The organism is Streptomyces sp. NPDC006384 (genome assembly GCF_042870695.1).
In the GTDB taxonomy this organism is placed as follows: domain Bacteria; phylum Actinomycetota; class Actinomycetes; order Streptomycetales; family Streptomycetaceae; genus Streptomyces.
Genome location: NZ_JBIAHR010000012.1, coordinates 96,765 through 122,304 on the forward strand (window position 1 = coordinate 96,765; position 25,540 = coordinate 122,304).

22 protein-coding genes, 3 tRNA genes and 1 pseudogene are annotated in these 25,540 nt (G+C 73.1%); 6 read left to right on the forward strand and 20 right to left on the reverse strand.

Translation table 11 applies throughout. The features are described 5' to 3' along the window. Window positions 1–13 precede the first annotated feature (13 nt). From ACFYOJ_RS18390 to ACFYOJ_RS18405, 4 genes and pseudogenes are all read left to right on the forward strand, one after another. Window positions 14–1,510, forward strand: coding sequence for a GAF domain-containing protein (locus tag ACFYOJ_RS18390; RefSeq protein ID WP_356558205.1), 1,497 nt, complete (start codon window positions 14–16; stop codon window positions 1,508–1,510). Between the two features lie 221 nt (window positions 1,511–1,731). Beyond that, window positions 1,732–2,421 (forward strand): ANTAR domain-containing protein, encoded by a 690-nt coding sequence (locus tag ACFYOJ_RS18395; RefSeq protein ID WP_356558204.1) that lies wholly within the window; start codon window positions 1,732–1,734, stop codon window positions 2,419–2,421. A gap of 76 nt (window positions 2,422–2,497) precedes the next feature. Further along, a complete protein-coding gene (locus tag ACFYOJ_RS18400; RefSeq protein WP_356558203.1) occupies window positions 2,498–2,641 on the forward strand; it encodes a hypothetical protein in 144 nt (47 codons plus the stop codon). After that, window positions 2,640–2,954 (forward strand): annotated as a pseudogene (locus ACFYOJ_RS18405) (CorA family divalent cation transporter); the annotation flags it as partial. The gene ACFYOJ_RS18400 and the pseudogene ACFYOJ_RS18405, both read left to right, overlap by 2 nt. A gap of 15 nt (window positions 2,955–2,969) precedes the next feature. Here ACFYOJ_RS18405 and ACFYOJ_RS18410 read toward each other — a convergent pair. From ACFYOJ_RS18410 to ACFYOJ_RS18505, 20 genes are all read right to left on the reverse strand, one after another. Continuing rightward, a complete protein-coding gene (locus ACFYOJ_RS18410) occupies window positions 2,970–3,842 on the reverse strand; it encodes an FAH family protein (RefSeq protein WP_356558202.1) in 873 nt (290 codons plus the stop codon). After that, the gene (locus tag ACFYOJ_RS18415; protein WP_356558201.1) at window positions 3,839–4,822 is read right to left on the reverse strand and encodes an NAD(P)-dependent oxidoreductase; all 984 of its coding nucleotides are present in this window, start codon (window positions 4,820–4,822) and stop codon (window positions 3,839–3,841) included. Before ACFYOJ_RS18415 ends, ACFYOJ_RS18410 begins: the two co-directional genes overlap by 4 nt. A gap of 53 nt (window positions 4,823–4,875) precedes the next feature. Further along, the gene (locus tag ACFYOJ_RS18420) at window positions 4,876–5,499 is read right to left on the reverse strand and encodes a 3-isopropylmalate dehydratase small subunit (protein WP_356558200.1); all 624 of its coding nucleotides are present in this window, start codon (window positions 5,497–5,499) and stop codon (window positions 4,876–4,878) included. Between the two features lie 25 nt (window positions 5,500–5,524). Further along, entirely contained in the window at window positions 5,525–6,967 is a 1,443-nt protein-coding gene (gene leuC / locus ACFYOJ_RS18425) for a 3-isopropylmalate dehydratase large subunit (protein WP_356558199.1), read from the reverse strand. A 55-nt stretch (window positions 6,968–7,022) separates the two neighbouring features. Further along, on the reverse strand, window positions 7,023–7,835 hold the full coding sequence (locus ACFYOJ_RS18430; RefSeq protein WP_356558198.1) for a glucose 1-dehydrogenase: 813 nt from the start codon (window positions 7,833–7,835) through the stop codon (window positions 7,023–7,025). An 80-nt stretch (window positions 7,836–7,915) separates the two neighbouring features. Continuing rightward, window positions 7,916–8,656, reverse strand: a complete 741-nt coding sequence (locus ACFYOJ_RS18435; RefSeq protein ID WP_356558197.1) for an SDR family oxidoreductase — start codon at window positions 8,654–8,656, stop codon at window positions 7,916–7,918. Beyond that, window positions 8,653–9,879: an enolase C-terminal domain-like protein gene (locus ACFYOJ_RS18440; protein WP_356558196.1), complete on the reverse strand. Its 1,227-nt coding sequence runs from the start codon at window positions 9,877–9,879 to the stop codon at window positions 8,653–8,655. Before ACFYOJ_RS18440 ends, ACFYOJ_RS18435 begins: the two co-directional genes overlap by 4 nt. Continuing rightward, a complete protein-coding gene (locus ACFYOJ_RS18445; RefSeq protein WP_356558195.1) occupies window positions 9,866–10,720 on the reverse strand; it encodes an alpha/beta hydrolase in 855 nt (284 codons plus the stop codon). Before ACFYOJ_RS18445 ends, ACFYOJ_RS18440 begins: the two co-directional genes overlap by 14 nt. Then, window positions 10,713–11,771, reverse strand: a complete 1,059-nt coding sequence (locus tag ACFYOJ_RS18450) for a phytanoyl-CoA dioxygenase family protein (RefSeq protein WP_356558194.1) — start codon at window positions 11,769–11,771, stop codon at window positions 10,713–10,715. Before ACFYOJ_RS18450 ends, ACFYOJ_RS18445 begins: the two co-directional genes overlap by 8 nt. A gap of 77 nt (window positions 11,772–11,848) precedes the next feature. After that, complete coding sequence (locus tag ACFYOJ_RS18455) at window positions 11,849–13,501, reverse strand: GH3 auxin-responsive promoter family protein (protein ID WP_356558193.1); 1,653 nt, start codon at window positions 13,499–13,501, stop codon at window positions 11,849–11,851. Next, window positions 13,501–15,807, reverse strand: a complete 2,307-nt coding sequence (locus ACFYOJ_RS18460) for a condensation domain-containing protein (protein ID WP_356558192.1) — start codon at window positions 15,805–15,807, stop codon at window positions 13,501–13,503. The genes ACFYOJ_RS18455 and ACFYOJ_RS18460 overlap by 1 nt, the downstream gene beginning before the upstream one ends. Next, a complete protein-coding gene (locus tag ACFYOJ_RS18465) occupies window positions 15,804–17,291 on the reverse strand; it encodes an AMP-binding protein (protein WP_356558191.1) in 1,488 nt (495 codons plus the stop codon). Before ACFYOJ_RS18465 ends, ACFYOJ_RS18460 begins: the two co-directional genes overlap by 4 nt. A 1-nt stretch (window position 17,292) precedes the next feature. Further along, window positions 17,293–18,537, reverse strand: coding sequence for a hypothetical protein (locus ACFYOJ_RS18470; protein WP_356558190.1), 1,245 nt, complete (start codon window positions 18,535–18,537; stop codon window positions 17,293–17,295). A gap of 56 nt (window positions 18,538–18,593) precedes the next feature. After that, window positions 18,594–18,830: a phosphopantetheine-binding protein gene (locus tag ACFYOJ_RS18475; protein ID WP_356558189.1), complete on the reverse strand. Its 237-nt coding sequence runs from the start codon at window positions 18,828–18,830 to the stop codon at window positions 18,594–18,596. A gap of 108 nt (window positions 18,831–18,938) precedes the next feature. After that, window positions 18,939–20,213, reverse strand: coding sequence for an MFS transporter (locus tag ACFYOJ_RS18480; protein ID WP_356558188.1), 1,275 nt, complete (start codon window positions 20,211–20,213; stop codon window positions 18,939–18,941). A gap of 47 nt (window positions 20,214–20,260) precedes the next feature. Next, a complete protein-coding gene (locus tag ACFYOJ_RS18485) occupies window positions 20,261–21,373 on the reverse strand; it encodes a GNAT family N-acetyltransferase (RefSeq protein WP_356558187.1) in 1,113 nt (370 codons plus the stop codon). An 890-nt stretch (window positions 21,374–22,263) separates the two neighbouring features. Further along, complete coding sequence (locus tag ACFYOJ_RS18490; protein ID WP_356558186.1) at window positions 22,264–22,959, reverse strand: hypothetical protein; 696 nt, start codon at window positions 22,957–22,959, stop codon at window positions 22,264–22,266. Between the two features lie 101 nt (window positions 22,960–23,060). Beyond that, window positions 23,061–23,137, reverse strand: a tRNA-Ile gene (locus tag ACFYOJ_RS18495). 246 nt (window positions 23,138–23,383) lie between these two features. Then, window positions 23,384–23,456: transfer RNA gene (locus ACFYOJ_RS18500), tRNA-Asn, on the reverse strand. A 5-nt stretch (window positions 23,457–23,461) separates the two neighbouring features. Next, window positions 23,462–23,534 (reverse strand) — tRNA-Asn (locus tag ACFYOJ_RS18505). 150 nt (window positions 23,535–23,684) lie between these two features. Here ACFYOJ_RS18505 and ACFYOJ_RS18510 point away from each other — a divergent pair. Further along, a complete protein-coding gene (locus ACFYOJ_RS18510; protein WP_356558185.1) occupies window positions 23,685–23,990 on the forward strand; it encodes a YtxH domain-containing protein in 306 nt (101 codons plus the stop codon). Between the two features lie 55 nt (window positions 23,991–24,045). Beyond that, the gene (locus ACFYOJ_RS18515) at window positions 24,046–25,500 is read left to right on the forward strand and encodes an FGGY family carbohydrate kinase (protein WP_356558184.1); all 1,455 of its coding nucleotides are present in this window, start codon (window positions 24,046–24,048) and stop codon (window positions 25,498–25,500) included. Window positions 25,501–25,540: the final 40 nt, after the last annotated feature.

Sequence of the window (25,540 nt, forward strand, 5' to 3'; positions counted from 1 at the left end):
GGCCCCCGACGGCATGTCCGCCCGGCCCGCCTCGTGCCTGCCCCGTCTCCTGGACGTCCTCCTCGGCGTCGGCACCGACCTGGACCTGCCCGGCACCCTGCGGCACGTGGTGGACGGCGCGGCCGAGCTCACCGGCGCCGTCCACGCGTCCCTGATCACGGCCGACCCCGACCGCGACGGCCTCACCGAGATCCGCACCCCGCCCGGCGCCGCCCCCGCCACGGCCGGTCACCGCCTGCGGGTGCCGATCCACGTGGGCGACGAGAGGTTCGGCGAGCTGCGCCTGACCGGCCCGCCGGACGGCACCCCCTTCACGTCGGAGGACGAGCAGCTGCTGCGGGTGCTGGCCGCGCAGGCCGGCATCGCGATCGGCAACGCCCGGCTGTACGAGACGGCCCGGCAGCGCGAGCGCTGGATCGAGGGCGCCGCGGCCGTCACCACCGCCCTGCTCACCGGCGGCAGCGATGACAGCACCGAGAGCACCGGAAATGAAGCCGACGCGCTGACCACGGTCGCCGAACGGGCCCGGCGGCTCGCCGGCGCCTCGGCGGGCGTCATCCTGCAGCCGACCGCCGAGGGCGGCATGGAGATCGTGACCGCCTCGGCGCCCGACGACCCGGACGGCATCGTCGGCGCGACGATCGCCCCGGGCAGCCCCGTGCTGACACAACTGCTGGGCGGCGAGCCGGTGTTCCTCACGGACTCGGCGACCGACCCGCGCATGACGACACCCGTACGGCACCGGTTCGGGCCCAGCATGATGCTGCCGCTGCAGGCGAACGGCCGGCTGATCGGCACCCTCGCGCTGCCCCGCCGCCGCGGCGACCGCCCCTACACGGCCGTCGAACGGCTGCTGGCCACCCAGTTCGCCTCCCAGGCCGCGCTGGCCCTCGTCCTCGCCGACACCCGCGAGCGGCGAGAGCGCCTCGCGGTCTACGAGGACCGCGACCGCATCGCCCGCGACCTGCACGACCTGGTGGTGCAGCGGCTGTTCGCCACCGGCATGACGCTGGAGTCCGTCCGGCGCCGCCCCGGCGCGGACGAGGTCCGCGAGCTCCTCGGCCGGGCGGTGGACGAGCTGCAGTCGACGGTCCAGGAGGTCCGTACGGCGATCGTCGCCCTGCAGCAGCCCCCGGCCGGGCCGCCGGCCGGTCTGCGCGGCCGGGTGCTGCGCGAGACCGCGCGCGCCGCCGCCCTGCTCGGCTTCCCGCCCTCCGTCCGCTTCACCGGCGCCGTCGACAGCCGCGTACCGGACCCGGTGGCCGGGCAGCTGCTCGCCGCCCTGCGCCGCGCCCTGGCCGCCGTGCCCCGTGACCGCGGCGTCTCCCGCCTCGAGGTCGTCGTGGACGCGACCGCGTCCCTGCCCGACGGCCGGGGCGCGGTACGGCTGACGCTCTCGCACGACGGGACCCCCGACGAGACAGCCGGCGGCACGGGCTGCGACACGGCCCGCGACGCGCCCGGTGCCGACGGCCCCCGGACGGTGTTCACCTGGCAGTCGCCCCTGTGAGCGGGCACGAAGCCCCGGCGGGACCGCCCCGCACATGTCCCGGCCCCGCGCATGTCGCACGCCCGTACCCGTCCCCGGGCCGGTCATTCCTCACCGTCGGGTGTACTCCGCCGGACGCCGGGCAGGCGCACCAGCACACGGGGGCTGCGTGACGGTTGTGAACGTCCGTCGGAGACCGACGAGGACCGGCGAGGACGGACGAGGACGGACAAGGCGGTGACATGATCCCGACGGCACCACCACGTCTGGCGGGGAGGGCGGCCACCCTGGTGATCGACGGCCGGGCGGACGCGGGCCGGGCACTGCTCGTCCCGCGGGGCGAGCTGGTCCACGGGTGCGCGGACGTCCTGGCCGAGGCGCTGGCCGCGCTGCCCGCGGACGTCGAGCGGATCGACCTGGACATGGGCGACGTGGTGTTCATGGACACGGCCGGGCTGCAGTTCCTGGAGCTGCTGCGCGACCAGGGCTGGCTGCGGGCGGTTCAGGTGACGGCGACGAACTGGACCGGCCAGCCGCGCAGGATCCTGGAGCTGCTCGGCCTGGACACCACCGCTCCCCTGCACACCGCGCCGCCCCCGCGGGCGCCCCGGCCGGCGCCCTCGGCGGTGCGCTCCGCGGTGGCGGTGGAGCGGTCGGAGCGGCTGCACGTCCTGCAGGAGGAGGTGGAGCAACTGCGGCAGGCGATCGCCTCCCGCCCGGTCATCGACCAGGCGCGGGGCATGCTGATGGCCCTGCACTCCTGCACCCCGGACGAGGCGTGGCACATCCTGCGGGAGACCTCCCAGCTGTCCAACACCAAGCTGCGCACCGTCGCCGAGGCGCTCACCGCCGGCGCCGGGAGCGGCGGTCCGCCTCCCCCGCCCGAGGTGCGCGCGGCTCTGCGGACCGCCCTGAGCCGGATCGGCCGCTGACCCGCCCCGCCGTGTGATGCCCCGCCCCGGCCCGGGGTACCCGGCGCGGGAACCCGAACCGGCAGGAGGCACCACGATGAACGAGACCACCCCTTCCCAGGCCGAGGGCGAACGCGACGACGAGCAGGACACCACCGGTCCGAACCCGTCACAGACCACTCCCTCCCAGGCGGAGGGCGAACGCGACGAGGACGGGACGGACGACACCGGCGGCCCTTAGCGAACGCGTCGACGGCTTCCGCCAGGCACTGGCCGACATCCTCACCGTCAACACGACCCTGGTCACCCAGCAGCAGAACGCGGAGATGCGGGCACTGGCGGTCGCGGGCTTCGAACAGAACGAGGAGATCAAGAAGATCTCCGCCTGGGCCGCCATCCTCTTCGCCCCGACCCTCGTCGGCACCATCTACGGCATGAACTTCGACACCATGCCCGAGCTGCACTGGGCGTTCGGATACCCCTTCGCGATCCTGCTGATGGGGGCGGTGCGCGTGAGCCTGTACGTGGTCTTCAAGCGGCGGGGCTGGTTGTAGGGCCCATGGGGGCCGTTACGGGGTCTTCCAGGTCAGGGGGTTGGAGACCGTCACTCCGTGGCTTGCGAAGTCCAGGGTGAGGCGGTCGCCGTCCTGGAGGCGGAAGCCCGCGTGGAAGCTGCTCCGGTCGGCGCCGATGTACACGTAGTGCGTCCGGCCCGGGTGGTGCAGGGAGTGGTGGGCGAACAGGCGGCGCATCATCGTGTCGAGGTCGTAGTGGAGTGCGTCCGTGCCGGTGGTGAAGGTGCCCTTCCAGGCCGGTGTGCCGTGCCGGTCGACGGTGACGGAGCCGGTCACCGAGCGGGGCGGTGGGCCGAGGTGGAGCCAGGGGGCCACGGCCGCGTCGCAGAGTTTGGCGTAGGAGAGGTGGCCTGCGTGTTCCTTGAAGCGGCCGATGTCGGTGAGGTCGTTGCCGAAGGTGTGGCCCAGGTAGCGGGAGGTGCCGTCCTCTTCGTCCACGTAGACGAGGACGATTTCCGCCTCCTCGGTGACGGCCACCGCGTCGCCCGGTACGGAGAGGGGCTCGCCGGGCAGCTTCAGGGAGGTGCCGAGGCCCTTGAAGAACCAGTTGGGCTGGTCCGGCACGTCGGCTCCGGCCTTGACGTGGTGGGTCATCATGAAGCCGCTGACCAGGGCGTCCCCCGGGTGCTCCGGGAACAGTGGCGGCCTCGTCCGGATGCGGTGGGCGTCCTCGGCGGGGACGTTCAGCGCCGGGCCACGGGAGGCGAGTGTGGTGCGGAGGGCGGCTGTGTCGTCGCCCGACTCCCGCAGCAGCGACCGCAGGTCGGTTCCGGAGAGGGGGTGCAGGCGGACCGGCTCGCCGTCCTGCGGGATGCCGAAGCCCACGTACCGCTCATGGTCGTACGAGCATTCGAAGAGCACGGTCACGGCGTGAGGCTCCTGGGGGCGCGCGGGTGCCGGGTGAGCAGCACCTCGGGGTTGACGAGGAAGGGCGGGCGGTCGCCGCGCAGGATGCACTCGATGTTGTCCACCGCGGCGGGGACCAGCGAGCGGTACATCTCCACCGTGTGGCCGACCACGTGGTCGGTGAGCAGCGTGCCGGGCGCGCCGCGCAACGGGCTGCCGGAGGGCAGGGGTTCGGTCTCGAAGGTGTCGATGGCCGCGCCCGCGATCCCGCCCTCGTGCAGCGCGCGGGCGAGCGCGTCCTCGTCCACGATGCCGCCCCGTGAGGTGTTGATCAGTACGGAGTCGGGGCGCATCCGGGCCAGTTGCTCAGGGCCGAGCAGACCGCGGGTGACGCCGTTGAGCGGGAGGTGGACGCTGACGATGTGGGAGGCGGTGAGGAGCTCGTCGAGCTCGCAGAACTCCACCTGCGGCCACTCCTCGGGGCGTGGGGTGCGCGTGTGGCACAGGATTCTGCCCAGACCCCAGCCCTCCAGGCGGACGCACACCTCGCGGGCGATCCTGCCGAAGCCGATCAGCCCGAGGGTGGCACCGCGCAGCGAGTGGCTGTCCAGCTCGGGCGGGCGGGGCCGCGCCCGGCCCGCGGCGAGCGCGTCGAGACGGTCCGCGAATCTGAGGCGCAGGGCCAGGGCCAGCATGATGGTGGCCTCGGCCATGCTGCCGTGGTTCTCCGGCGTGGCCCCGTTGGCCACCACGATCCCGCGCCGCGTCGCGTCGGCGACGTCGAGGGAGTTCACGCCGCTCGACGCGAACGCCACACCGAGCAACTCCGGGTGGTCGTCGAGCAGTTCGGGGCCGACGGGCGTGCGGGACGTCACGAGCAGCGCGTGCAGCGGTCCCGTCACTTCCCGGGGGTCGTCCGCGCGGACGACCTCGTGGCCCGCCCGCCGGAGTTCCTCGGCGGCCTCGTCGAGCAGTTCGTCCAGCACCCGGTCGGTGCCCACGCACACCCTGGCCCCGGCAGGGTGCGCGTCCCGTATCCCCTCGCCCGCTCCGGTCATGCCGTCGGGAAGCCGTTCAGGTAGGGCAGGCGGGCGGCGGTCGCCTTCACCTCACCGGCCGACTTGAGCAGCTCGGTGAGGGTGTCCCAGGTGCCGGCGAGGAAGGCGTCCCGCAGCGAGGGCGAGATCTCCGCGGCGAACACCCGGCCGCCGACGGTGAACGTGCCCTTCTCCAGGTCGACTTCGGCCTCTGCCCGCGGGTCGGCGGCGGCGATGGCGCGGGCCTCCTGCGCGTCCTCGGAGGACAGGCTCAGGCAGGGCAGGCCGATGGTGCCGCAGTTGCCGCGGAAGATCTCGCCGAAGGTCTCGCCGACGACGGCGCGCACGCCCCACCGGTAGAGGGCCTGCGCGGCGTGCTCGCGGGACGAGCCGCAGCCGAAGTTCTTCGCGGTCAGCAGGATGGCGGCCCCGGCGCGCGCCGGGTCGTCGAAGGGGTGGGTGATGCCCTGGGCGTGGTTCTGCTTGCGGTCGTCCTCGAAGACGTGGTCGCCGAGAGCGTCGAAGGTCAGGTGCTTGAGGAAGCGGGCCGGGATGATCCGGTCGGTGTCGATGTCGTGGCCGTCGAGGACCACCGTGGTGCCGGTGACGGTCCGGACACGCGAGTCGACTGTGCTGCTCACGGGAGGCTCCTTGGAGGGGGCGCGGTTAGGAGACGGGGGAGGCGGACGCGGAGACGCCGGCGCCGAAGACCTCGGCCGGGTCGACGGCCGAGCCGTGCACGGCCGCCGCGGCCACCGCGATCGGCGACATGATCATCGTGCGGCCCGTGGGCGAGCCCTGGCGGCCCTTGAAGTTCCGGTTGGAGGAGGACGCCGAGAGCTCGCGGCCCACCAGCTTGTCCGTGTTCATGGCCAGGCACATGGAGCAGCCGGCCAGCCGGAACTCGAAACCGGCCTCTTCGAGGATCTTGTCGACGCCGAGCGCGACCAGTTCCTCGCGGACGGCGTTGGAGCCGGGCACCGCGAGCGCGCGCACCCCGGGCGCCACGCGCTTGCCGGTCCGCTTGAGGGCCTCGGCGACCTCCAGGAAGTCGGAGAGGCGGCCGTTGGTGCAGGAGCCGATGAACGCCACGTCGATCGGGTAGTCCCCCAGCGTGGTGCCGGGCTTCATGCCCATGTAGGCGTAGGCCTCTTCGTACGACAGCGCCGTCTCGGCGTCCTGCTTCGCCGGGTCGGGCAGCAGACCGCCGACGGGGACGGACTGGCCGGGGTTGATGCCCCAGGTGACCATGGTCCGGATGTCGGAGCCCTGCATGACGACGACGTCGTCGTACTCGGCGTCCGCGTCGGAGGCGATGGAGCGCCACCAGGCCACGGCCCGGTCCCACGCCTCGCCGGTCGGGGCGGCGGGGCGGCCCTTGAGGAACTCGAAGGTCGTCTCGTCCGGGTTGACGTAGCCGCAGCGGGCGCCGCCCTCGACGGCCATGTTGCAGACGGTCATGCGCTCGTCCATCGACATGTTGTCGATGACCTCGCCCGCGAACTCGTACGCGTAGCCGACGCCGCCGACGACGCTCAGCTCGTGGATGACGTGCAGGATGACGTCCTTCGCGGTGACGCCCGCGGACAGCTTGCCGTCGATCTGGATGCGGCGGACCTTCAGCCGGTTCATCGTGACGGTCTGGGTGGCCAGTACGTCACGGACCTGCGAGGTGCCGATGCCCAGGGCGACCGCGCCGAACGCGCCGTGGGTGGAGGTGTGCGAGTCGCCGCAGGCGATGGTCATGCCCGGCTGGGTCAGGCCCTGCTCGGGGCCGATGACGTGGACGATGCCGTACTCGCCGCCGGAGGGCGCCAGGAAGCGGACGCCGAAGTCCTGGGTGTTGTTCTCCAGCGCGCTCAGCATGTCCTCGCCGAGCTGGTCGAGGAACGGGCGGGTCACCGAGTCCGTGGGGATGACGTGGTCGGCGGTGGCGACGTTGCGCTCCGGCATGGCCACCGACAGGCCGCGCTCGCGCAGCATCGCGAACGCCTGCGGGCTGGTGGCCTCGTGGACGAGGTGCAGACCGATGAACAGCTGGGCCCGACCGTCCCCGTAGTCGTGCACGGTGTGCAGGTCGAAGACCTTGTCGTACAGAGTGGCGCTCATGCTTCTCCCTTGTGCTTCCTTGAGTCGGGTGTTCGGCGGTCGGCGGTTCAGCGATTCAGCGTTCTGCCGTACGCACCGGGGCCGGGCTGCCCGCGGTCACGCCGCCGTCGACCGCGAGTGCCTGGCCGGTGACGTAACTGGACGCGGGGCTTGCCAGCCAGAGCGCCGCCGCCGCCACTTCCGCCGGGTCCCCGACCCGGCCCAGCGGCGCACGGCCGGCCCGCGCCCGCATCTGGTCCGCGTCGGGGTACAGCTCCCGCAGCATAGGCGTGTCGGTGGAGCCGGGGCAGACGGCGTTCACCCTGATGCCCTGGGGGGCCAGCTGAAGGGCCGCGGCCTTGGTGAGTCCGACCACGCCGTGCTTGGTGGCCGCGTACATCGGACTCCCCGAGTGGCCGAGGAACGAGGCGACCGATCCGGTGGTCACGATGGCTCCCCCTCCCGTGCTGCTCATCGCACGTGCCTGGTGTTTGACGCACAGCCACATGCCCATGAGGTTGACCGAGACGACGTTGGCCGCGTCTTCCTGCCGTGCCGTGGCGAGCGGACCGATGGGGCCGAAAGTACCAGCAGTGTTGACGGCCGCATCGAGGCGACCACATCGTGAGACGGCCGTCTCAACTGCGGCCTCGACGCTCTCCTCGTCCGTGACGTCGCAGCGGACCGCCAGGCCCCTGGATTCGTCGAGTCCGGCGAGCTTCAGCGACTCGGCCAGGGGCTCCGTGCGGCGTCCCGCGGCGACCACCGTGGCCCCGGCCGCCGCGAAGGCGGCGACGGCGGCCCGGCCGATGCCGCTCCCGGCCCCGGTGATCATGACGATCTTGCCTGCGAGGCCCATGTCCATGGCCGGTACGGATGTGTCCTGCACGGTGGTTCTCCTGGGGTTCTGGTGGTTCGGGTGAGGCGTGGTGAGGGGGATGCGGGTGATCAGGGCGTACGGGTACGGAGCTAGATGTGCAGGCCGCCGTTGACGTCCACCACGCATCCCGTCGTGTAGCCCGCATCGTCGCCGCACAGGTGGACGACCGCGCCGACGGCCTCGGCCGGCGTGCCGTACCGGCCCGTGGGAAGCCGGTCCAGCACCTCGCGCAGCCGCTCCTGGGGCATCTCGCGCTGGGCCTGGAGAAGGCGTTCGGTGGCGATGGGGCCGTGGGCGACGGCGTTCACGACCACTCCGGTGGCGGCGAGTTCGTACGCGCACTGCTTCGTGTAGCCGATGACGGCGGCCTTGGCGGCGACGTACGCGGCGTTGGAGAAGATCGAGTAGGTGCGCCCGGCGATGGAGGCGAGGTTGACGATCCGGCCCCGGCCCCGTTCGGTCATGGCCGGGACGCAGAGCCGGGTGAACGTGAAGCAGCCCAGCAGGTTGTCCGTGACGGCCTGCATGAGGTCGTGTTCGCGCAGGTCGGTGAGGGGGATGCGGCGGGTGTCGCCGCCGACGGAGTTCACCAGGATGTCCGGCATGTGAGACGGGCCGAGGCCGTCCACCGCCTCGGTCACGCGCGCGGTGTCCGTGACGTCCAGTTCGAGGGTGAGCGTGCCGGACGGGAGGGTGCGCGCGGTCGCCTCCAGCGCCTGTGCGTCGCGGTCGATCAGCACCACGGTGGCACCGGACTCCGCCAGTTTCCGGGCCACTTCGGCCCCGATGCCGGAGGCGCCTCCGGTGATCCACGCCCGTCGTCCGTTCATGCCGTGCTCCTCGTGGGGTGTTGCGAGTGAGGTCCGCGCGGCTCGCACAGGGCGAGCAGTGCGGGGGTGACCGTCAGGCCGATGCCGGGGCCGGTGAGGGCCGGTGCCCTGGAGGCGGCCCGGTCCACCGCGTACGGGGGTGCGGTGAGGCCGGGCGGGAACCACTCGTCCTGCCGTCCCGCCTCGACGGCCGCCGCGTACGGCAGCGCGGTCGAGATCAGCCGCCCCGCCGCCCAGAGCGGGCCGACCTCCCCCACCTGCACGCCGAGCTGCACGCCGAGCCCGGCCCGCCGGGCGGCCCTGAGCGCGGTCAGCAGGCTCAGCGGGCCCCCGCACTTGGAAACGCGCAGGTTGACCAGGTCGGCCGCCTCGTGCGCCACGCCCTCCGCCAGGTCGCGCACGGACACGAAGGACTCGTCGAGCATCACCCGCAGTCCGGCGCGGCGCAGGGCGGCGAGTCCGGTCCAGTCGCGCGGCGTCAGCGGCTCCTCAAGCCACGAGACACCTGCGGCCAACAGCGCGTCCGCGCAGGCCAGCACGTCCGCGAGCCGCCAGGCGCAGTTGGCGTCCACGGAGACGGTGGTGCCGGGCGCGAGCAACGGGCGCACCCGGGCCACGGTTTCGGCCGCCCGCGCCGGGTCGGGGCCCGCCTTCAGCTTGAGGTGCGGGATCGCCGCCCGCGCCGTCCCGGGCAGCGCCGTCAGGTGCGCGACGGGGTCCCGGCCCAGGTCGAGCACGGTGGCCACCGGCGCCGGGGACTGCCGTTCGGCCAGTACGTCGCCGAATCCGGCGCGGTGCAGGGCCGTGAACCCGGGGACGCCCTCGCGCCGGCACAGGTGGTCGAGGAGCGCGGTCTCCAGCCCGGCGGCAGCGGCAGGCGCGGCCCCTGGGGTACGTCCGGCCAGCGCCGCCAGCGCCTCGTCGAAGGGCAGCCCGAGGACCCCGGCCGCCGACCGCGCGACCTCCGGCCGGGACAGCGCGGCCAGCACCGACCCCACGGTCTCCCCGGTCACGTACTCCCGGGGAGCCGACTCGCCCCAGCCCGTCACGCCGCCCGAGCGGACCGCGACCAGCACGGACGAGGACGCGGTCCTGGCCTTCGCCGCGTGCCGGAACGGCCGCCGCATCGGCACGCGCGCCTCGTACAGCTCGATCTCCGGCAGCCCGGTCCTCGGCAGCCTGCTGTCCGGCAGCCCGCTCTCCGGCAGCTCAGTTCCCGGCACGGGCCACCTCCGCCAGCCAGTCCCAGTACGCGTGCCGTACGTCCGTGAACTCCAGGTAGTGGGAGGTGGTGGCGAACCGCTCGGTGCGCGCGTGCGGGGCGAGCCGGGCCAGTGCCGCGCAGGTCGCGTCGAGGTCGATGATCTCGTCGCGCTGCGGCAGCGCCAGGTGCACCGGGAGGGCGGCCCAGGGGTCGCCTCCTGCGGAGCTGTCCCGGTCCGTCATGTACAGGTCCTCGATCTCGACCATCGCGGCCCGGAAGGAGCCGGTCACCATCCGCACCATCAGCCCGTCGTTGGCCATGATCTGGAGGTAGCGCGGCAGGTCGGTGTACTGCTCGTCGCGCAGCCGGACCACGGAGTACGACGTTCCGCGTCGCTGCCGCACCTCTGCCCGCGCGGTCTCGTCCAGCCGGGCCCGCTGCTGGCCGAGCGCCGGTGCGCACAGGACGACCCGGATGCCCGCCGGGACCCGGCCGGTGGCGATCAGGGCCGCCAGGATGCTGCCGCCGAAGCTCTGCCCGACGACCGTGACCGGGCCGGTGGCCCCTGCGGCCTCCTCCGCCAGGAAGGCGGCGTAGTCGTCGAGCACGGCGGCGGCCCCGTCCAGGTGGCCGCGCCGTCCTTCACTGCGGCCGGAGCCGCGCCGGTCGAGCACCGAGAGCCGGACTCCGCGCCCGGCCAGCTCGGGGCCCGCCTCGGCGAGCCACCCGGCGTGGCTCTGGAGGCCGTGCACGTATAGGACGCGAGCCGGGCCCCGCCCCCAGGTGTGCACGGCCAGCGACGTGCCGTCGCGCTCCAGAAACCGGAGCGTGAGCCCCGTACCGAAGACCGTCTCAGGCATGGGAAGCAGCCGCTTCGAGCGTCGGGAAGTCGCCCGACTCCCAGCGCGCGATCAGCGAGTTCGCAACCAGCTGCGAGAACTCGCGCCGTCCGGGAACCATCTGACCCGTCGTCACGAAAAGATCGCGGGCCGCCTCCCACTGGCGGCGCCACTGCTCCGCGTCCGTCGTCTCGGTGGCGGGCGCGGCGGCGCTGCGGGCCACCACGGACGGGAACCACGGCCGGTCGGAGGGCTCGTGGGTGGGGAAGTAGCGGAAGTCGAAGCTCCAGCGCAGTCGTGCGGAGCGGTTGACGGTCGAGCCGTGCGGGGTGCGCTTGTGGAGCAGGACGAGGTCGCCCTGCCGCACGGGCAGGGGCACCGCCTCGGCCTCCAGGCTCTTGACGGTGTCCGCGTCCATCGGCCAGGGCAGGAGCTTCTCCTCCTGGTGGCGGCCGGGGACGACGAGCAGGCAGCCGTGCTCCTCCGTGACGTCCATCAGCGGGATCCAGCAGGTCACCATGGTGGTGTCGTCGGACTGCGGGATCTGCGTCATCGCGTCCTGGTGCCACATGGTGGGGGCGTGCAGGGTCTCGCCGCGCCGCGCGCCGAACGCGCCCGCGGCGCCGGGGGCCGGGAGCTTGAGCCGCACGTGCTGGTTGGGGCTCGCCGAGATCTCGTCGCCGACCAGCCGGGAGACGACGTCGAGCACCTTGGGGTTGCGCAGCAGGCCCAGGACGCCGGGCCCGGTGTGGACCTTGCTGCCCGGCTGGAGGGAGGTGAACGGCATGTGGGGCAGCGTGATGTCCAGCTCGCTCAGCAGTGCCGGGTCGAAACCGGGGAGGGAGGAGAGCGCGATGAGCTGCTCGTCGAACGGCCGCCCCGCCAGGGCGTCCTCCTCCCCCGGGGCCGCCGGGGCGAGCAGCCCGTCGCGCCGCCACTCGGCCGCGCGCCGCTCGATCAGGCGGGCGTACTCCTCCCGTACGTCGGTGAAGTCCTCCGGCGCGAGGACGCCGCGCACGACGGCGTACCCGTCGCGGTGGAAGTCCTCGGCCAAGGTGGGTGAAACGGACATGACAGACTCCTGTGTTTCCTCGTCGCGCAAACGCACGGACTTGAAAGAACGGACTTGAAGGAACCGCGGGCAAGGACTCAGAGCACGGGCGACGACAACTCCCCGCCGAGGTCCCGCAGCAACGCGTCGTCGGTGTGCAGCCACCGGTGCTTGACCTGCGCCGCCGAGGCCCCCGACGCGACCCTGCGCTCGGCCAGTGCCCGGTAGGCACCGGGGGCGATCACCCGCACCCGCAGCGGGGACAGCCGTCCGGAGCCCCGCTTCTCGGCGTACTCGGTGTTGAGGCGGGCGAGTTCGGCGTCGACACGCGCGCAGAACCGGTCGTCGCGCCCGGCGTCCGGCGAGGCGCGCTCCATCACCAGGACGTAGCCGGGCGGCCGGCCCCACTCGGGGACCACCGCGTATCCGCCGCTGACCGAGGCGTGCCCGACGGCCGCGCGGATCGCCGCGTGGACGTCGGACTCGGTGAGCTTCTCCCCGGTGAAGGAGGTGACGGAGCCGCCCCGGCCCTCGAAGTCGAGGCGCGGCAGGCGTCCCACCCGGCCGACGACCCGGTAGATGTCCCCGGTGTCGTACCGGTAGAGGCCGTTGGCCTGGCTCATGACCAGCCGGTACGTCTCGCCGAGCGCCAGCTCTTCGGGGCCGAGCGTGGCCACGTCCTCGGCGAGCGGGGCGCCCGGGTCGGCGGCGTCGCAGGGCGCGAACTCGAACAGCCCCTGGTCGATCGCGAGCGGCCCCGCCGAGGTGTGCGAGTCCACCGGCAGCGTGACGATGCCCTCGGTGCCCGTGGTGCTGAACGGGATGAGCGGGACACCCGGGGCGATCTGGTCGAGCCAGCCCCGGTAGTAGCGGGCGGAGGCGGAGTTCCAGCACACGAGCAGCGCCAGCCCCGGCCACAGGTCGGTCAGGGTGACGCGCCCGCTGAAGGCATGGGCGGTCTCCAGGCGCGCGGCGGTGACGGGGTCGGCAGCCAGCCCCGCGTCGGGCAGCCCGCGCAGGGTGCCGTCCCGCAAGTCCTTGAGGAGGTACGGGAGTTCCTGGTTGAGGGTCTCCCCGAGCGCGGTGATGCGCGACGGGTTGACCGCCACCACGACCCGCACGTCCGCCCCCGCCAGCAGCCGCAGCCGGGTGTACAGCGGTGTGCTCCCCAGGTCGCCCGCGAACCAGCGTTCGGCATACCACGGCGGGGCCCAGTCGTCGGGCCCGACCGCGGCGGGGCGCTTGGTGATGCTGTAGACCGGCAGCGTGCAGTCCGCCGCCCAGCCGCCGTCGCCCACCGTGCGTTCCCAGGACAGGTCGAGCACGCTGCCCGGCCGGTACCGGGTCAGGCCCAGCCGGTGCACGTACAGCCCCCACTGCGCGTACAGCGCGGGCCCCCGGTACCGGTTGCGCCAATGCCTTGTCGTGGGTATGTACTTGGGGCGGCCGGTGGTGCCGGACGTGGTGTGCAGACCGTAGGGGCGGCTCACGGTGAGCACCCGGTCCTCACCCGCGCGGATCCGCTCCACGTACCCGCGGAACGACTCGTAGCCGCGCACCGGCACGGCGGCCGTGAAGTCCGCCCTGGTGCGCACGTGGTGCAGGCCGTGGTCCCGGCCGAAGGCGGTGTCGGTGGCCTGGTCGAGGAGGTCGGCGAAGACCTCGGCCGCCGTCTGCTGCGGCTCGGCGCACCGGCGGCGCTGGCGGTCGTACGCGGCCAGGGCCCGCCGGGTGAACTCGTCGCCCGTCATCACGACCGCCCGCTGTCCACATCCGCTCCGGGCAGCGTCAGCTCGGGGGCGAGCCGTGCCTCCAGGTCGGCGCGGCCGTCCAGGAGGTCGCCCGGCAGCTCGGGCCCGCTCGCGCCGCCCGGCCCGGCGAGGGTGCCGAGGACCGTGCAGGTGCCCAGGTAGGACAGCCACGCGAGCTGGACGGCCATGGTCTCGCGGGCAACCCGCCCCAGCGGTGCGCCGAAGCGCGCCGTGTACGCGGCCTCCAGCGCCTCGCCCATCCCGGCGAGCACGGTACGGGCGGACTCCCAGCGCTCCGCGGGCCCGCCGCCGGTGTCGATCCGCGTCCCGGTCCGCGCGGACAGGTCGGCCGCCGGGTCGAGCCGGTGGACCAGTTCAGCGAACTCGGCGGTCCAGTCGTCCTCGGTGACCACGTTCCCGCCCACGGTGACCAGCCTGAGGTCCGCGTCCGGCAGCGCGGCGACCAGGTACCGCGCCCACTCCGAGGCCGAGCAGTACGACAGCACGACCTGCGGCCCTTCGGCGGCGCGCACCGCTTCCCGGCACTCGCGCAGGCGGTCGTCGGCCTCCTGCGGGTCCAGGCTGCGGGGCACCGGCAGTTCGACGACGTGGGTCTGCGGGAAGGCGTCGCGGACGAACGCCGCGAGCGCGGGTTCGGTGCGCGCCCCGGGGTAGTCGACGGTGAACACCGTCAGCTGCGGCTCCCGTTCGCCCGCCGCCTGCCGTACCTGGGCCAGGAGTTCGGCCACGGAGGAGTCGGGGGCGGCGACCAGGTACTCCACTCCGGCGCGCACGGCGGCGAGCAGCCGCTTGGCGTCGCTCTCGCCGACCAGCGCGAGGCTGTAGTCCAGCTCCAGGGTGAGTTCCCCGGGAGTGTCGACGAGGTGGATGTTGCAGTGGCGCTTGATGCTGCCGGTGCCCAGCGAGTGGTTGCGCCAGCTGCCGTCGCGGATCGCGGGCGGGTCGAGGGGCGCGTCCGCCGCCTGGAAGAGGATGTTCGCGTACGGGGCGAGGGTCTTGGCCTTGGTGTACGCGTCGAGCTCGTCCAGGACCACCTCGACGGGCAGTTCGCTGCGGCCCAGGCTCTCCACGACGTCGCGGTGCACGTCGCCGACGTACGCGCGGATGCCGCCCGTGGCGGCGGTCGTGGTGCCGAAGTTGCCCACGAAGAAGATCTGGTTGGTGAACAGCCCGATCGTGTCGCGGACCCGTGCGGAGTTGCGGTTGGCGACGCCGCTCATCACCACGACGTCGTCCTCGCCGGACAGCACGTGCGCCGAGGCCAGCAGGGAGGCGAGGAGCAGGCTGTACGTGGTGACGCCGTACTCCCTGGCAGCCGTCCGCACCGCGTCGGCCTCGCCGGGCGCGTCCCAGCTCAGGCGGAGCGACCCGGCCCGCTGCCCGCCGGCCTCGCCGCTGCGGCGGGCGACGGTGAAGTCCGGCGAGACCCGCCCGAACTTCGACCGCCAGTACGCGACGTTTTCGGCGTAGTGTCCTTCGGCGGCGCGGGCCTCCAGCATGCCCGCGTAGGCGCTGAACGGGGTGGCGGCGGCGAGTTCGGCGTCCGGTTCGGTGTAGAGGGCGAGGAACTCGGCGGCGAGCAGGTCGGTGGACCAGCCGTCGGCGGCGATGTGGTGGATGCCGAAGTACACCACGCCCTCCCCGCCCGGCAGGGGTACGCAGCCGCCTCGTACGGGAGGCTCGTCGGCGAGCGAGAAGGGCCGTCCGACGGCGGCGCGGATCACCGCGGTGGCCTCTTCGGGCGTCGCCGCGGCCGGGTGGTGCTCGAACGTGGCACGCTTCGGCCAGTCGGGGACGTCCTGGAGCAGCAGCCTGCCGTCGGCGTCCGTCAAGTACCGGTTGCGGAGCGACTCGTGACGGGTGATCAGGTGGCGGAAGGCGGTCTCGGCGCGGTCGGCGTCGAAGTCGCGGGTGCAGCGCACGGCGTGGCCCATGTTGAGGAAGGCCGCCGAGCCCGCCTCCTGCGCGTGTCGCCAGTGGCGGCGCTGGGAGGCGGTGGCGGGCACGGCGTCGCCGCCCTCCCAGAACCGCTGGTGCGCGGGCTCCGACGGGGCTGCCGTGTCCAGGAGTTCGGCCAGCGGGGCGGGGCCCAGCAGCCGGGACATCGGGATCACGGCTCCCAGCTCCTGCTCGATCCGCATGACCGCGGCGTATGCCTCCAGCGAGCTGCCGCCGTTCTGGACCCAGGACTTGTCGAGGTCGGCGGACTGCCCCGCCGGGGCCTTGCGGTCGAGTGTGTCCAGCAGGACGGCGGCCAGTGCCGTGCGGGATCGGTCGGTGCTCATGTGTGTTCACCCGTTGTGGTCGTGAGGTCCCCGGCGGGTGCGCTCAGGGACTGCCGTACGAGCGCTTCGACGGCTCTCAGGTCGGTCTTGCCGTTGGTCAGGCGGGGCAGGGAGGCGACCGGCACGACGGTGTGCGGGCGCGCGTAGTCCCTGAGCCCGGTCAGGTCCAGGTCCGGTACGCGGTCGCGGGGGGCGGCGGTTTCGACGACTGCGTGCACGGCGTCGTCGAGCACCAGGACCCGGGCCTCGGTCACGCCCGGCTGGCGGCGCAGTTCGTCCTCCACGGCGGCGAGGTCGACGCGCTTGCCCCGGACCTTGGTCTCGTGGCCCGCGCGGCGCCGGTAGACCAGGCCGTGTTCGGTCTCGGCGACGATGTCGCCGGTGCGGTACCAGTCGCCCGGGGCTGGCGTGCCGTGCCGGAGCGGGTGCAGTCCTTCGGCGTCCTCGGTGTAGAAGCGGCCGGCGTTGTGCCGGGGGTCGAGGTAGCCGTCGAACAACTGCGGTCCGCGTACGCACAGTTCGAGTTCGCCCGGCGCGTCGGCGGGTTCGACCAGGCGGCTCTCCAGGTGGGGCAGTACCCGGCCGATGGGGACGTCGCTCCCGGCGGGTTCGGCTCCGGGTGCGAGCTCGTACTCGGCGCAGGCGATGGTCACTTCGCTGGGCCCGTAGCTGTTGACCACGGTCGATGCGGGTGCCGCGGCCCGCCACAGGGCCAGGCTGTGCGCGGAGAGGGCCTCCCCGCCGAAGACCGCGAGCTTCACGCCGGGCAGTGAGCCGGGGCCGAGCTGGCGCAGCCGGTGGGCCATCGTCACCTGGGACGGTACGGAGTTCCACACGGTGACGCCCCAGCGTGTGCAGAAGCGCTGCACGAGGAGGTGTTCGCGGCCGTCGGGCACCACCATGGCGGACCGCCCGAGCGCGGCCATGAGCAGCACTTCGTAGAACGCGTCGAACTGCGGCTGAAAGTTCTGGCTGATCCGGTCGCCGGGCCCCATGCGGGCGACGTCGCGCAGGTGGCCCGCGTAGCTTCGCAGGTGGCGTTCGCCGATGGCGACGTCCTTGGGGGCGCTGGTCGAGCCCGACGTGGACAGGACGTACGCCTCGGGTTCCGTGTGCCGGTGCGCGTCACGGACCGCGGCCAGCGGGGTGATCTCCACGGCGTCGGGTCCCGCGGCGAGGGCGCTCCAGACGCCGAGCCGCTCCAGTCGCCGCCGCTCGCCCTCCGGGCCGTTCGCCACGTACGGCACGAGGGAGCAGTCCAGCGCGGAGACCGCGAGGACCGCTGGGTACAGGTCCGCGCCGAGGTCGTCGGCGACGGCGATGCGCAGGCCCGCGCGGGCACCGGCCCGCTCCAGGCGTGCGGCGAGGTCCCGGGCCCGTTCCAGCAGGGCCGCGTACGTCCACGCGCCCCGGCCGCCGTCCAGGGCGGGCGACTCCCCCGCCGCGTCGGCTGCTTCGGCGTACCGCGTGTAGAGGTGTCCCATGTCAGGCCCCCGCCGTGACCGGTGCGGCGCCCAGCCGGGCGAGCATGGCTTCCGTCCAGTCGCCGTGTCCCACGCCGTCGGCGGCGAACAGTTCGCCCACGCGGGTGAGGAAGGCGGCGACGTCGTGCCCCAGGGCGGTGTCGTCGGCGCAGTCGAAGACGACGTTGCAGGCGATGCCGTCGCTGTCGGCGCGCGGGGCCCCGGCCCTGGCGACCTCGTCCACGGCGGTGGCGCCCGCCTCCTTCAGGTCCGCGGCGGACACCCGGGACCTGACCTCGCCCTCCAGGGTCGCGAAGGGCACGAACAGCCCCGCGACGGCACGCCCGCCGCCCTCCGGCGGCAGCGGCTGCCCGGGCAGCCCCGCCGTGCACAGCAGCGCCTGCCGTACGAGGTCGAAGCCGCTGCGGCGGTGCAGCAGACGGCTGAGGTGGCCGCCGACCCGGCAGTTGATCTCGATGACCTCCGGCCCGGTGGCGCCGAGCTTGACCTCGGTGTGGGAGATCCCGTCGCCCATGCCGAGCGCGCGGTGCGCCCCGAGGACCAGTTCGGTCACCTGCCGGCGGACCTCGGGCGCGAGCCCGTCGGGGAGGATGTCGCCGGTCGTGGCGACCTGCCCGACGGCCCCGCCGCGCGCGTACACGGGGAACTTGGCGTACACGGCGACGACGTCGTGGCGGCCTGCGGCGCTCTGCACCTCGACCGAGACGTAGTCCGCCTGCCACCTTCCGGGCGCGGGCGCCGCGTCCGGGATGAACTGCTCGGCGTACAGCTGGGCGCCCTGCGGCCAGGTCCGCGCGAGGCCGTCGAGCTGCTCGGGCGTACGGACCACGGTGACGCCCTCGCCACCGGCGCCGCGGCGCGGCTTGACCACCAGGGGCAGGCCGAGCGCGGCTCCCGCCGCCGCGAGGTCGTCCGGGCCGTTCAGGGGGTGGGCCGCCATACGGGTCAGCCCGGCTTCGGCCAGGGTGGTGCGCTGCACGTACTTGTCCGCGGGCGTCGCGTCGCGGTGGCGCGCGCCGTGCCTGCGGCCGATCTCGGCGGCGAGTTCCAGCTCCGCGTCGCCGAACGTGACGACGCCGTCGAGGGGCGGCCCCGGCACTTCGGGGTTCTCAGCGTCGACCTCGACGACCTCGCCGAAGAGGCGGGCGGAGAGGGCGGCCAGGCCGGGCCACCGCGCGGCGACGTCCCGGCGCACCAGCGGTACGACCTGGATGTCGTCCCGCGCGGCGACGAGGATGTCGCGCACGCCGGCCGCTCCCCGGGGTGACAGGAGCACCCCGACACGGGGCTTGCCGTGCGGGCTCATCCCTGCGCTGCCTTCACGGCGGCCTCGGTGAGGGCGCCCAGGGTGCCGTCGAGGAACAAGACGTCGACCGGGATCTCCACGCCGAGGTCGGCCTCGATCTTCTGGATCAGGTCGATGGCGAGGAGCGAGTCACCGCCCAGCTCGAAGAAGCGGTCCTGGGGGGTGGACTCGGTGACGCGGAGGACGGCACGCCAGTGGGACTCGACGACGGCGGCAGCAGACACAGCGGACACGAGAATCTCCAGACTCACGGAACAGACAGAGGAGTGGGGAAATGAGGTCGGGGGCGGGACGGGCGCGGGGCTCCGGCCTTCTTCAGGGGCGGGCGCGGGGACGGCGTGCTAGTTCGTGGCCGTCTCCACGGCCGCGGGCGGCTGCGGGGCCGCCGCCCCGCTCTCCTCGGTGGCGTTACGGATGCGGCGCACGCCGGGGGCGAGCAGCACCGCGGCGCGCACGCCGAGGTTGAGGACCGCGACGGCGGCCACGATCAGCACCGGGCTCGCCGCCGCGACGACCATGCCGGTGAGCGCCATGCCGAGCGGGTTGAGGGCGAGCGAGCCCAGCCATTCGTACGAACTGACCCTGGACAGCGCCTCGGAGGGGATCTCCCGTTGCAGGGTGCTGAGCCACAACGCGTCCGACATGGTCACCCCGGCGGAGCCGACCAGCGCGAGCAGCGCCACCAGCTCCATCTGCGAGGTGCCGACCAGGGCGAGCAGGAACAGGGACTCCAGCCCCACGAGCAGGTTGCAGGCCAGCAGGGGCCGTGCTGGCCGCCACCACATCAGCGCCAGTCCGCCCAGCACGGCCCCCACGCCCTGCGCGACCAGGACGACGGCCCAGCCGGAGGAGCCCATGCCGCCCTCGCTCGCCGCCAGCACCGGCCCGACGAGGAAGATGGCGGGCAGGATCAGCCCCTGGTAGAAGCCGAAGCTCGCGACGGTCGACCAGACCCAGCTGCGGGAGGCGAACTCCCGCCAGCCGCCCGCCAGGGACTGCCAGAACGTCTCGTCGTCCCGGTTGGGGGGCAGGGCGGCGGGGAGGCGGGTGAGGAGGACGGCGCTGACCAGGAAGAGGAAGGTGTCGACGAGCACGATCCAGCCGGCGTCCCAGACCAGCAGCAGCCCGCCGGCCGCAGCGGGGCCGCCGATCGAGGCGATGCTCCGGCTCAGCGTCACCAGGGCGGTGGCGTCCTGGATGCGTTCGGGCCGTACGAGATCGGGCACCACGCCGGTGTTGGCGGGCGTGAAGAAGGCGCGGGCAGTGCCCCACAGGGCCTGGAGCGCCATCAGCAGGGGCAGGCTGACCTGGCCGGACACGATCAGGACCGCGGTGCCGGCCTGGCTGAGCGCCATGACCAGGTTGGTGGACACCAGGATCAGCTTCCGCGACATCCGGTCACCGAGCGCGCCGCCCACCAGGATGAACAGCAGCTGCGGGGCCGTCTGCGCGGCGAGGACCAGGCCGAGGAAGGAGGCGGACTTCCCGGCCCCGAGCACCGCGAAGGAGAGCGCCACCGGCGCCATGGTGGCACCGAACATGGTGAGCACCCGGGAGGCCAGGTAGGGCGTGAATCCCGGTATGTCGAGCATGACGCGGCGGCGAAGGGCCTGCATGTCCAAGTCCATCCGATAAGTGGCCGAAGAATGAGGAGGGTTCGGGCTCAGGCGGCCGGGGTGGGGGCATCAGCGGGTACGGGGGCGATGTCGGCGGCCGGGGCTAGAGAGATCGCCCAGACGCCGCTGATCACGGCGCCGCGCCGTTGCTTGACGACGCTGGAGTCCAGCCCCAGGTCGATGCGGCGGCAGCCCAGCTCGAAGGCGTACTGGACCGGCCCGTGGATCATGGCCTGGAGGTACGCGTACTCCCGGCCCTCCACGTCGTCGGCGAGGCCGATCTCGTACCCCTCCAGCGCCTCGCCCTGCACGGCGAAGAAGGACACGGCGAGCAGCCGCCCCCCGGAGTCCCGCACGACGCTCGCGTGGCAGTCGCCGGTGCCGAACGCCCTTACCCACTCCTGGAGTCGGAAGAGCGCGAGCCTCGGGTGGTCGGCCACCCCGTACTTGGTCTTGACCGCGCAGACCAGCGGTGCCGCTTCGGCCAGCACGGTCTCGGCGGGCACCCGCCGGGCGGTGTGGCCGAGGGCCGCGAATCTGCGCCGGTCCTTGCGACAGCGTTCGCGCTGCGAGGCGCTGAGCGCGGCGGTGTGCTCCTCCACGTCGTTGCCGGTGAGGAACAGGTCGGCCGTCCGATTGAGTTCGCGGGCAACGGCGCAGGGGCCGATTCCCGCCGTGAAGGCCGCCGCCTCGTCGGCCCGTACGTGCAGGGCGACGGGGAAGTCCCCGGCGGCGTCGGCCTCCGCGAAGGCGTGTGCCGCGAGGGCGCCGCGCACCTGTGCCATCTCGTCTTCGCTCAGCGTGCTGTCGGTGAGGGCGCCCGCGGCGAGGTCGCGGCATCCGCCGACGAACACCCAGCGCCGGGGGTCTTCGGGGGCGGGGCGCCCCAACACGTCGCCCAGTTTGGTCAGTTCGTAGGGCCCACCGGTGAACCGGGCGGTGGCCGGGCGGTGGCTGGTGACCGCTCCGACGGGGCGGCCGTCGATCCGGGCGACGGTCCACCGGGTTTCCCAGCGGGCGTCGTCGGCCGCGGTGAGCAGCCGTCGGGGGGCCAGGCTCAGCGCGCTGAACCGGCAGGGTGCGGCGAGCAGTTCAGCGGGAGGCCGGTCCTGTGTCCGTACGGAGGGCACTGCCGGCCCGCTCGGAGCCGTCGGCCTCATGGCCGGGCTCCCGTCCGCAGAAGAAGACTCCCATATCCGGATATCGGCCACCGATCGGCTCCCCCTGCTAACTCCACCGAAGCACTTCCCCGTTGGTCGAACCCACGATGAACCCCCCCTGAGCAGGGCCTATGCTGATCCCGCCGGGTGGGGAAACGTTAAGACGAGGCGCTCGGCGATGTCACCAGTGATTCTCGTATTTCTCAGCATGCGGGACAAGTGGTCTTGCCAGGTGACCCGTTGGCGACGGTCGGACAACGAGCAGGCTACTGGCCGCCTCGCACGGTGCGAAAGCCCACCGGTGGCCTCCCGCACCGTGCGAGGCGGGGCACGGGATCACACGGCGGGTGCGCCGCACGGAGCACCGGCACACACCGTACGGCGCAGCGGCGCGGGCCAGGCGGCCCGACCCGGCGTCCCGTTCGAGTGAGCACGGCGGCGTGTCGGCACGAGGCGGGAAGTGTCGTTCGGGGACGCCAAGGAGCGCCCCCCGTCCCACCCGGGCCCGGAAGCCTAGGGCCGATGCGGCGGAAGCGGCTTCTTCGGCCTCGGTCGTCACAGCGGACGGTAGCCGGGCTGATGCCGCCTGAGAACGACCTCGGGCCCGGACTCTTCCCGCTCGCGGCGGTGAACGAGTCCGGGCCCGTTCACGTTGATGAGCAACTTGCCCTCATCGGTGAGCCAACGCCCGTGCGCATACCGGCTGTTGAGTGGTCGGTCTGGCTTGCCAACGAGTCCGTTCAAGCCCGGTACTGGGCAAAGGTCTACCGACCAGGGTCAACCGAAGACTGCTGGTTCTTCTTCGGCGGGATCTCCAGCACCGGCCACGCCAGCTTCAGGGCCGCCTCGCGGCCGGGCAGGACGCGACGCGGCACGATGCCGGGCCACCTCTACGGGTACCAGCTCGCGCACGGTGTCATCCCTCGGCTCGGTTGGGGCACCGACAGCCCGACCGTCTGCCACACCTGCGACAACCACTCCTGCCGGCAGCCGACGCACCTGCGACTGGGGACAGCGGCGGAGAACCGTGCCGAATGGCTGGCCCGCCGCAGAGACCCGGGCAGCCCCCTCGCAGACCTTCGCAGCCCGGCCGGACGCTCCCGCGCCATAGGCGCCGCTATCCGGGCCGGCCGGAACTGCGGGGAGTCCGAAGCGGAGATCGCAGCACGCATCCGTGCGGCGATTGCCGCGGGCCGCCCCCTCAGCCTCTGGTGACGACCGACCACCACCGACCGATCCACCGTTGGAGAAAACGTGACACCCGCTGGATCGATGAACCTGGTGCAGTTGGTTCTGGTGTGGTCGGATATGTCCGTCAGCAGCCCCACGTAGGCATGGGCGTAGATCGGGAACTTTTCCGCATCCAGCACCGGCGACTCGTCCGGCTCGACGGATCCTTCCCCCTTGACCCACCCCGGCGGCCATTGCTGTCCGTGACCGTTGACCAGGTCGCGGAAACGTTCCGCCTGCTTGTCATCGTCGAAGGTCTCACGGCACCAGCGGCCCGTTCGGGTGCCGCCGGCCCGCCACTCGACGGTGCAGGAGGGGTCTCCGGACAGCCGGGAATTGGTCTTGACGTAAGCCATGGGAGTGATCGCACGAGGTTTCGGTGCGGTGTTCGTGCGGTGAAAGCCTCGTCGGCGCTAGCGTGAAACGGGCGTTCTCGCAGGTCACGACGTTACTGCTGTGGTGGGGCGGGTGGGACTCGAACCCACGGCCGACGGATTATGAGTCCGCTGCTCTAACCGGCTGAGCTACCGCCCCGTGAACGGCGTGTCGCGTACATGTGTGCGCGCCGTCTGCCGCAGCATAGCCGCTCATACGATCTCCTGCCTCGGCTGGTCGGCACACCGCGATGCCTTCACGACCTTGAGGACTCCGCAGCGTGCCGCGTGGTTCCCGGGAGTTCCCGGAAGATCCACGCGCATGCCTCCGCACACGTGCCCGGGTGGGGACCGGGCACGCACCCGGGCAATGAAAAAGGACCCCTGAGGGCCCTCGTTCACCATGCTCCCCCGACTGGACTCGAACCAGTAACCTGCCGGTTAACAGCCGGCTGCTCTGCCAATTGAGCTACGGAGGACCGAGCTCCCCGGACTGGACTCGAACCAGTAACCTGCCGGTTAACAGCCGGCTGCTCTGCCAATTGAGCTACCGAGGAAGGTCTCGTATCGCATCGAACGCGCTCGCCCGGGTATTCGCCAGGGGGCGCGCGCTCGCTGCGACACATACATTAGCGCAAGCAGGGGGGTGCTCCGCCAATCGGTACTCCCCGGCACCTCGGAGCCACAGCAAGGGAAGGGTGGACGCCATGCGTTACCGGCTCACATTCGTCGTCGGACTCGCCGTGGGTTACGTGCTCGGCACGAAGGCCGGGCGCGAGCGTTACGAGCAGTTGCGGAGGTCCGCTCGGCAGGTCGCGCAGAACCCGGCCGTCCGCAACACCGCGGAGTCGGCGGCCCAGCAGGGCAGGCAGTTCGCGGACAAGGCGTACCACGTGGTGAGCGACAAGGTCGGCGACCGGATGCCCGACTCGGTGGCCCAGCGCGTGCGCTCGCTGCGGGAACGCAACGCGAACGGCGCCGGCGCGGACGACTGGGGCACCAGCAACACCTGAGACGGGTGCCCCCGCCCGGTACGGGGGGCTTCCGCCGTGCGGCAGAATTTCACGCATGGGGATAGTCGCCGGGTTGGACAGTGCGCTCGATTTCACTCGTATCGTCGTCTGCGACGCGGACACCGGGGCCGTGCTCCGGCAGGGATACGCGCCGCATCCCGTCGAGAGCCCCGAGGGCGGGGGCCGTCCCTCCGACGTCGACCCGCAGGCCTGGCTGCTGTCCCTCGGGGAGGCCGCGGGCGGCGGGCTGCTGGAGGGCGTGCAGGCCATCGGAGTCTCGGCGCAGGCCAACTCGGTGGTGCCGCTGGACGCCCAGGGCAACACCGTGCGCCCGGCCATGGTGGGCGGCGACAAGCGCTCGCAGGTGGCCGCGGCCGATCTGATCGACGCGCTCGGCGGACGCGAGGCGTGGGCGCAGGCCGTGGGCTGTGTCCCGCAGGCCCCGCATCCGGTGACCAAGCTGCGCTGGCTGGCCCGCACCGAGCCGGAGGCCGCCGCGCGGACCGCCGTGCTGATGCAGGCCCACGACTGGCTGGTGTGGCAGCTGCTGGGGCGTCCGGCCCGCAGGACCACCGACCGGGGCGGCGCCTCCGGGACCGGCTACTGGTCGGCGGCGGCCGGCGGTTACCGGCCCGATCTGGTGGAGCTGGCGCTCGGGCACCAGGCGGTGCTGCCGGAGGTGATCGGTCCGGCCGACGCGGCCGGTACGACGCCGGAGGGGCTGCTGATCTCCGCGGGGACCGGCGAGACGATGGCCGCGGCCTTCGGGCTCGGCATCGGGCTCGGCGACGCGGTGGTCTCGCTCGGCGCCTCCGGGTCCGTGATGGCCGTACACCCCGAGGCCCTCGCCGACCGGAACGGCATGATCACCTCGCTCGCGGACGCCACCGGCATGCACCTGCCGGTCGTCACCACCCTGAACGCCGTACGGACCCTGCGCGGCACCGCCGAGCTGCTCGGGCTGCCGGACCTGGAGACCCTGTCCGACCTGGCCATGAAGTCGACGCCGGGCGCGCACGGGCTGGTGCTGCTGCCGTACCTGGAGGGCGAGCGGACGCCGCATCTGCCGCACACCGCGGGGACGCTGGCGGGGCTGCGGCGCGAGTCGATGAAGCCCGAGCACCTGGCGCGGGCCGCGTTCGAGGGCATGCTGTGCGGGCTCGCCGACGCGCTGGACGTGCTGCGCGGCCGGGGCGTGGAGGTGCGGCGGGTGTTCCTGCTGGGCGCGGCGGCCGAGCTGCCGGCGGTGCAGGCGGTGGCACCGGCGCTGTTCGGGACGCAGGTCGTCGTACCGCAGCCGGCGGACTACGCGGCGATCGGCGCGGCCCGGCAGGCGGCCTGGGCGCTGGGCGTGTCGCAGGGGACGCTGGACCCGCGCACTCCCCCGGCGTGGCAGGGCGCGGTGGCGCAGGTCCTGGAGCCGGGCGAGGAGCTCGCGGTGGGCCAGGCGGTGCGGCAGCAGTTCGTGACGGTGCGGGAGCAGACGCACCCGGGGGCGTTCGGCGCGTAGGGGCGCCCGTGGGCCGGAAGGACGGCGCCGCCGGATTAAT

Excerpts from the sequence above, each read along its gene's own strand:
- ACFYOJ_RS18465 (WP_356558191.1), bottom strand. The coding sequence starts at position 17,291 with ATGGGACACCTCTACACGCGGTACGCCGAAGCAGCCGACGCGGCGGGG.
- ACFYOJ_RS18455 (WP_356558193.1), bottom strand. The coding sequence starts at position 13,501 with ATGACGGGCGACGAGTTCACCCGGCGGGCCCTGGCCGCGTACGACCGC.
- ACFYOJ_RS18445 (WP_356558195.1), bottom strand. The coding sequence starts at position 10,720 with ATGCCTGAGACGGTCTTCGGTACGGGGCTCACGCTCCGGTTTCTGGAG.
- leuC (WP_356558199.1), bottom strand. The coding sequence starts at position 6,967 with ATGAGCGCCACTCTGTACGACAAGGTCTTCGACCTGCACACCGTGCAC.
- ACFYOJ_RS18435 (WP_356558197.1), bottom strand. The coding sequence starts at position 8,656 with ATGAACGGACGACGGGCGTGGATCACCGGAGGCGCCTCCGGCATCGGG.
- ACFYOJ_RS18480 (WP_356558188.1), bottom strand. The coding sequence starts at position 20,213 with ATGCAGGCCCTTCGCCGCCGCGTCATGCTCGACATACCGGGATTCACG.
- ACFYOJ_RS18400 (WP_356558203.1), top strand. The coding sequence starts at position 2,498 with ATGAACGAGACCACCCCTTCCCAGGCCGAGGGCGAACGCGACGACGAG.
- ACFYOJ_RS18515 (WP_356558184.1), top strand. The coding sequence starts at position 24,046 with ATGGGGATAGTCGCCGGGTTGGACAGTGCGCTCGATTTCACTCGTATC.
- ACFYOJ_RS18450 (WP_356558194.1), bottom strand. The coding sequence starts at position 11,771 with ATGTCCGTTTCACCCACCTTGGCCGAGGACTTCCACCGCGACGGGTAC.
- ACFYOJ_RS18490 (WP_356558186.1), bottom strand. The coding sequence starts at position 22,959 with ATGGCTTACGTCAAGACCAATTCCCGGCTGTCCGGAGACCCCTCCTGC.
- ACFYOJ_RS18460 (WP_356558192.1), bottom strand. The coding sequence starts at position 15,807 with ATGAGCACCGACCGATCCCGCACGGCACTGGCCGCCGTCCTGCTGGAC.
- ACFYOJ_RS18395 (WP_356558204.1), top strand. The coding sequence starts at position 1,732 with ATGATCCCGACGGCACCACCACGTCTGGCGGGGAGGGCGGCCACCCTG.
- ACFYOJ_RS18485 (WP_356558187.1), bottom strand. The coding sequence starts at position 21,373 with ATGAGGCCGACGGCTCCGAGCGGGCCGGCAGTGCCCTCCGTACGGACA.
- ACFYOJ_RS18510 (WP_356558185.1), top strand. The coding sequence starts at position 23,685 with ATGCGTTACCGGCTCACATTCGTCGTCGGACTCGCCGTGGGTTACGTG.
- ACFYOJ_RS18390 (WP_356558205.1), top strand. The coding sequence starts at position 14 with ATGTCCGCCCGGCCCGCCTCGTGCCTGCCCCGTCTCCTGGACGTCCTC.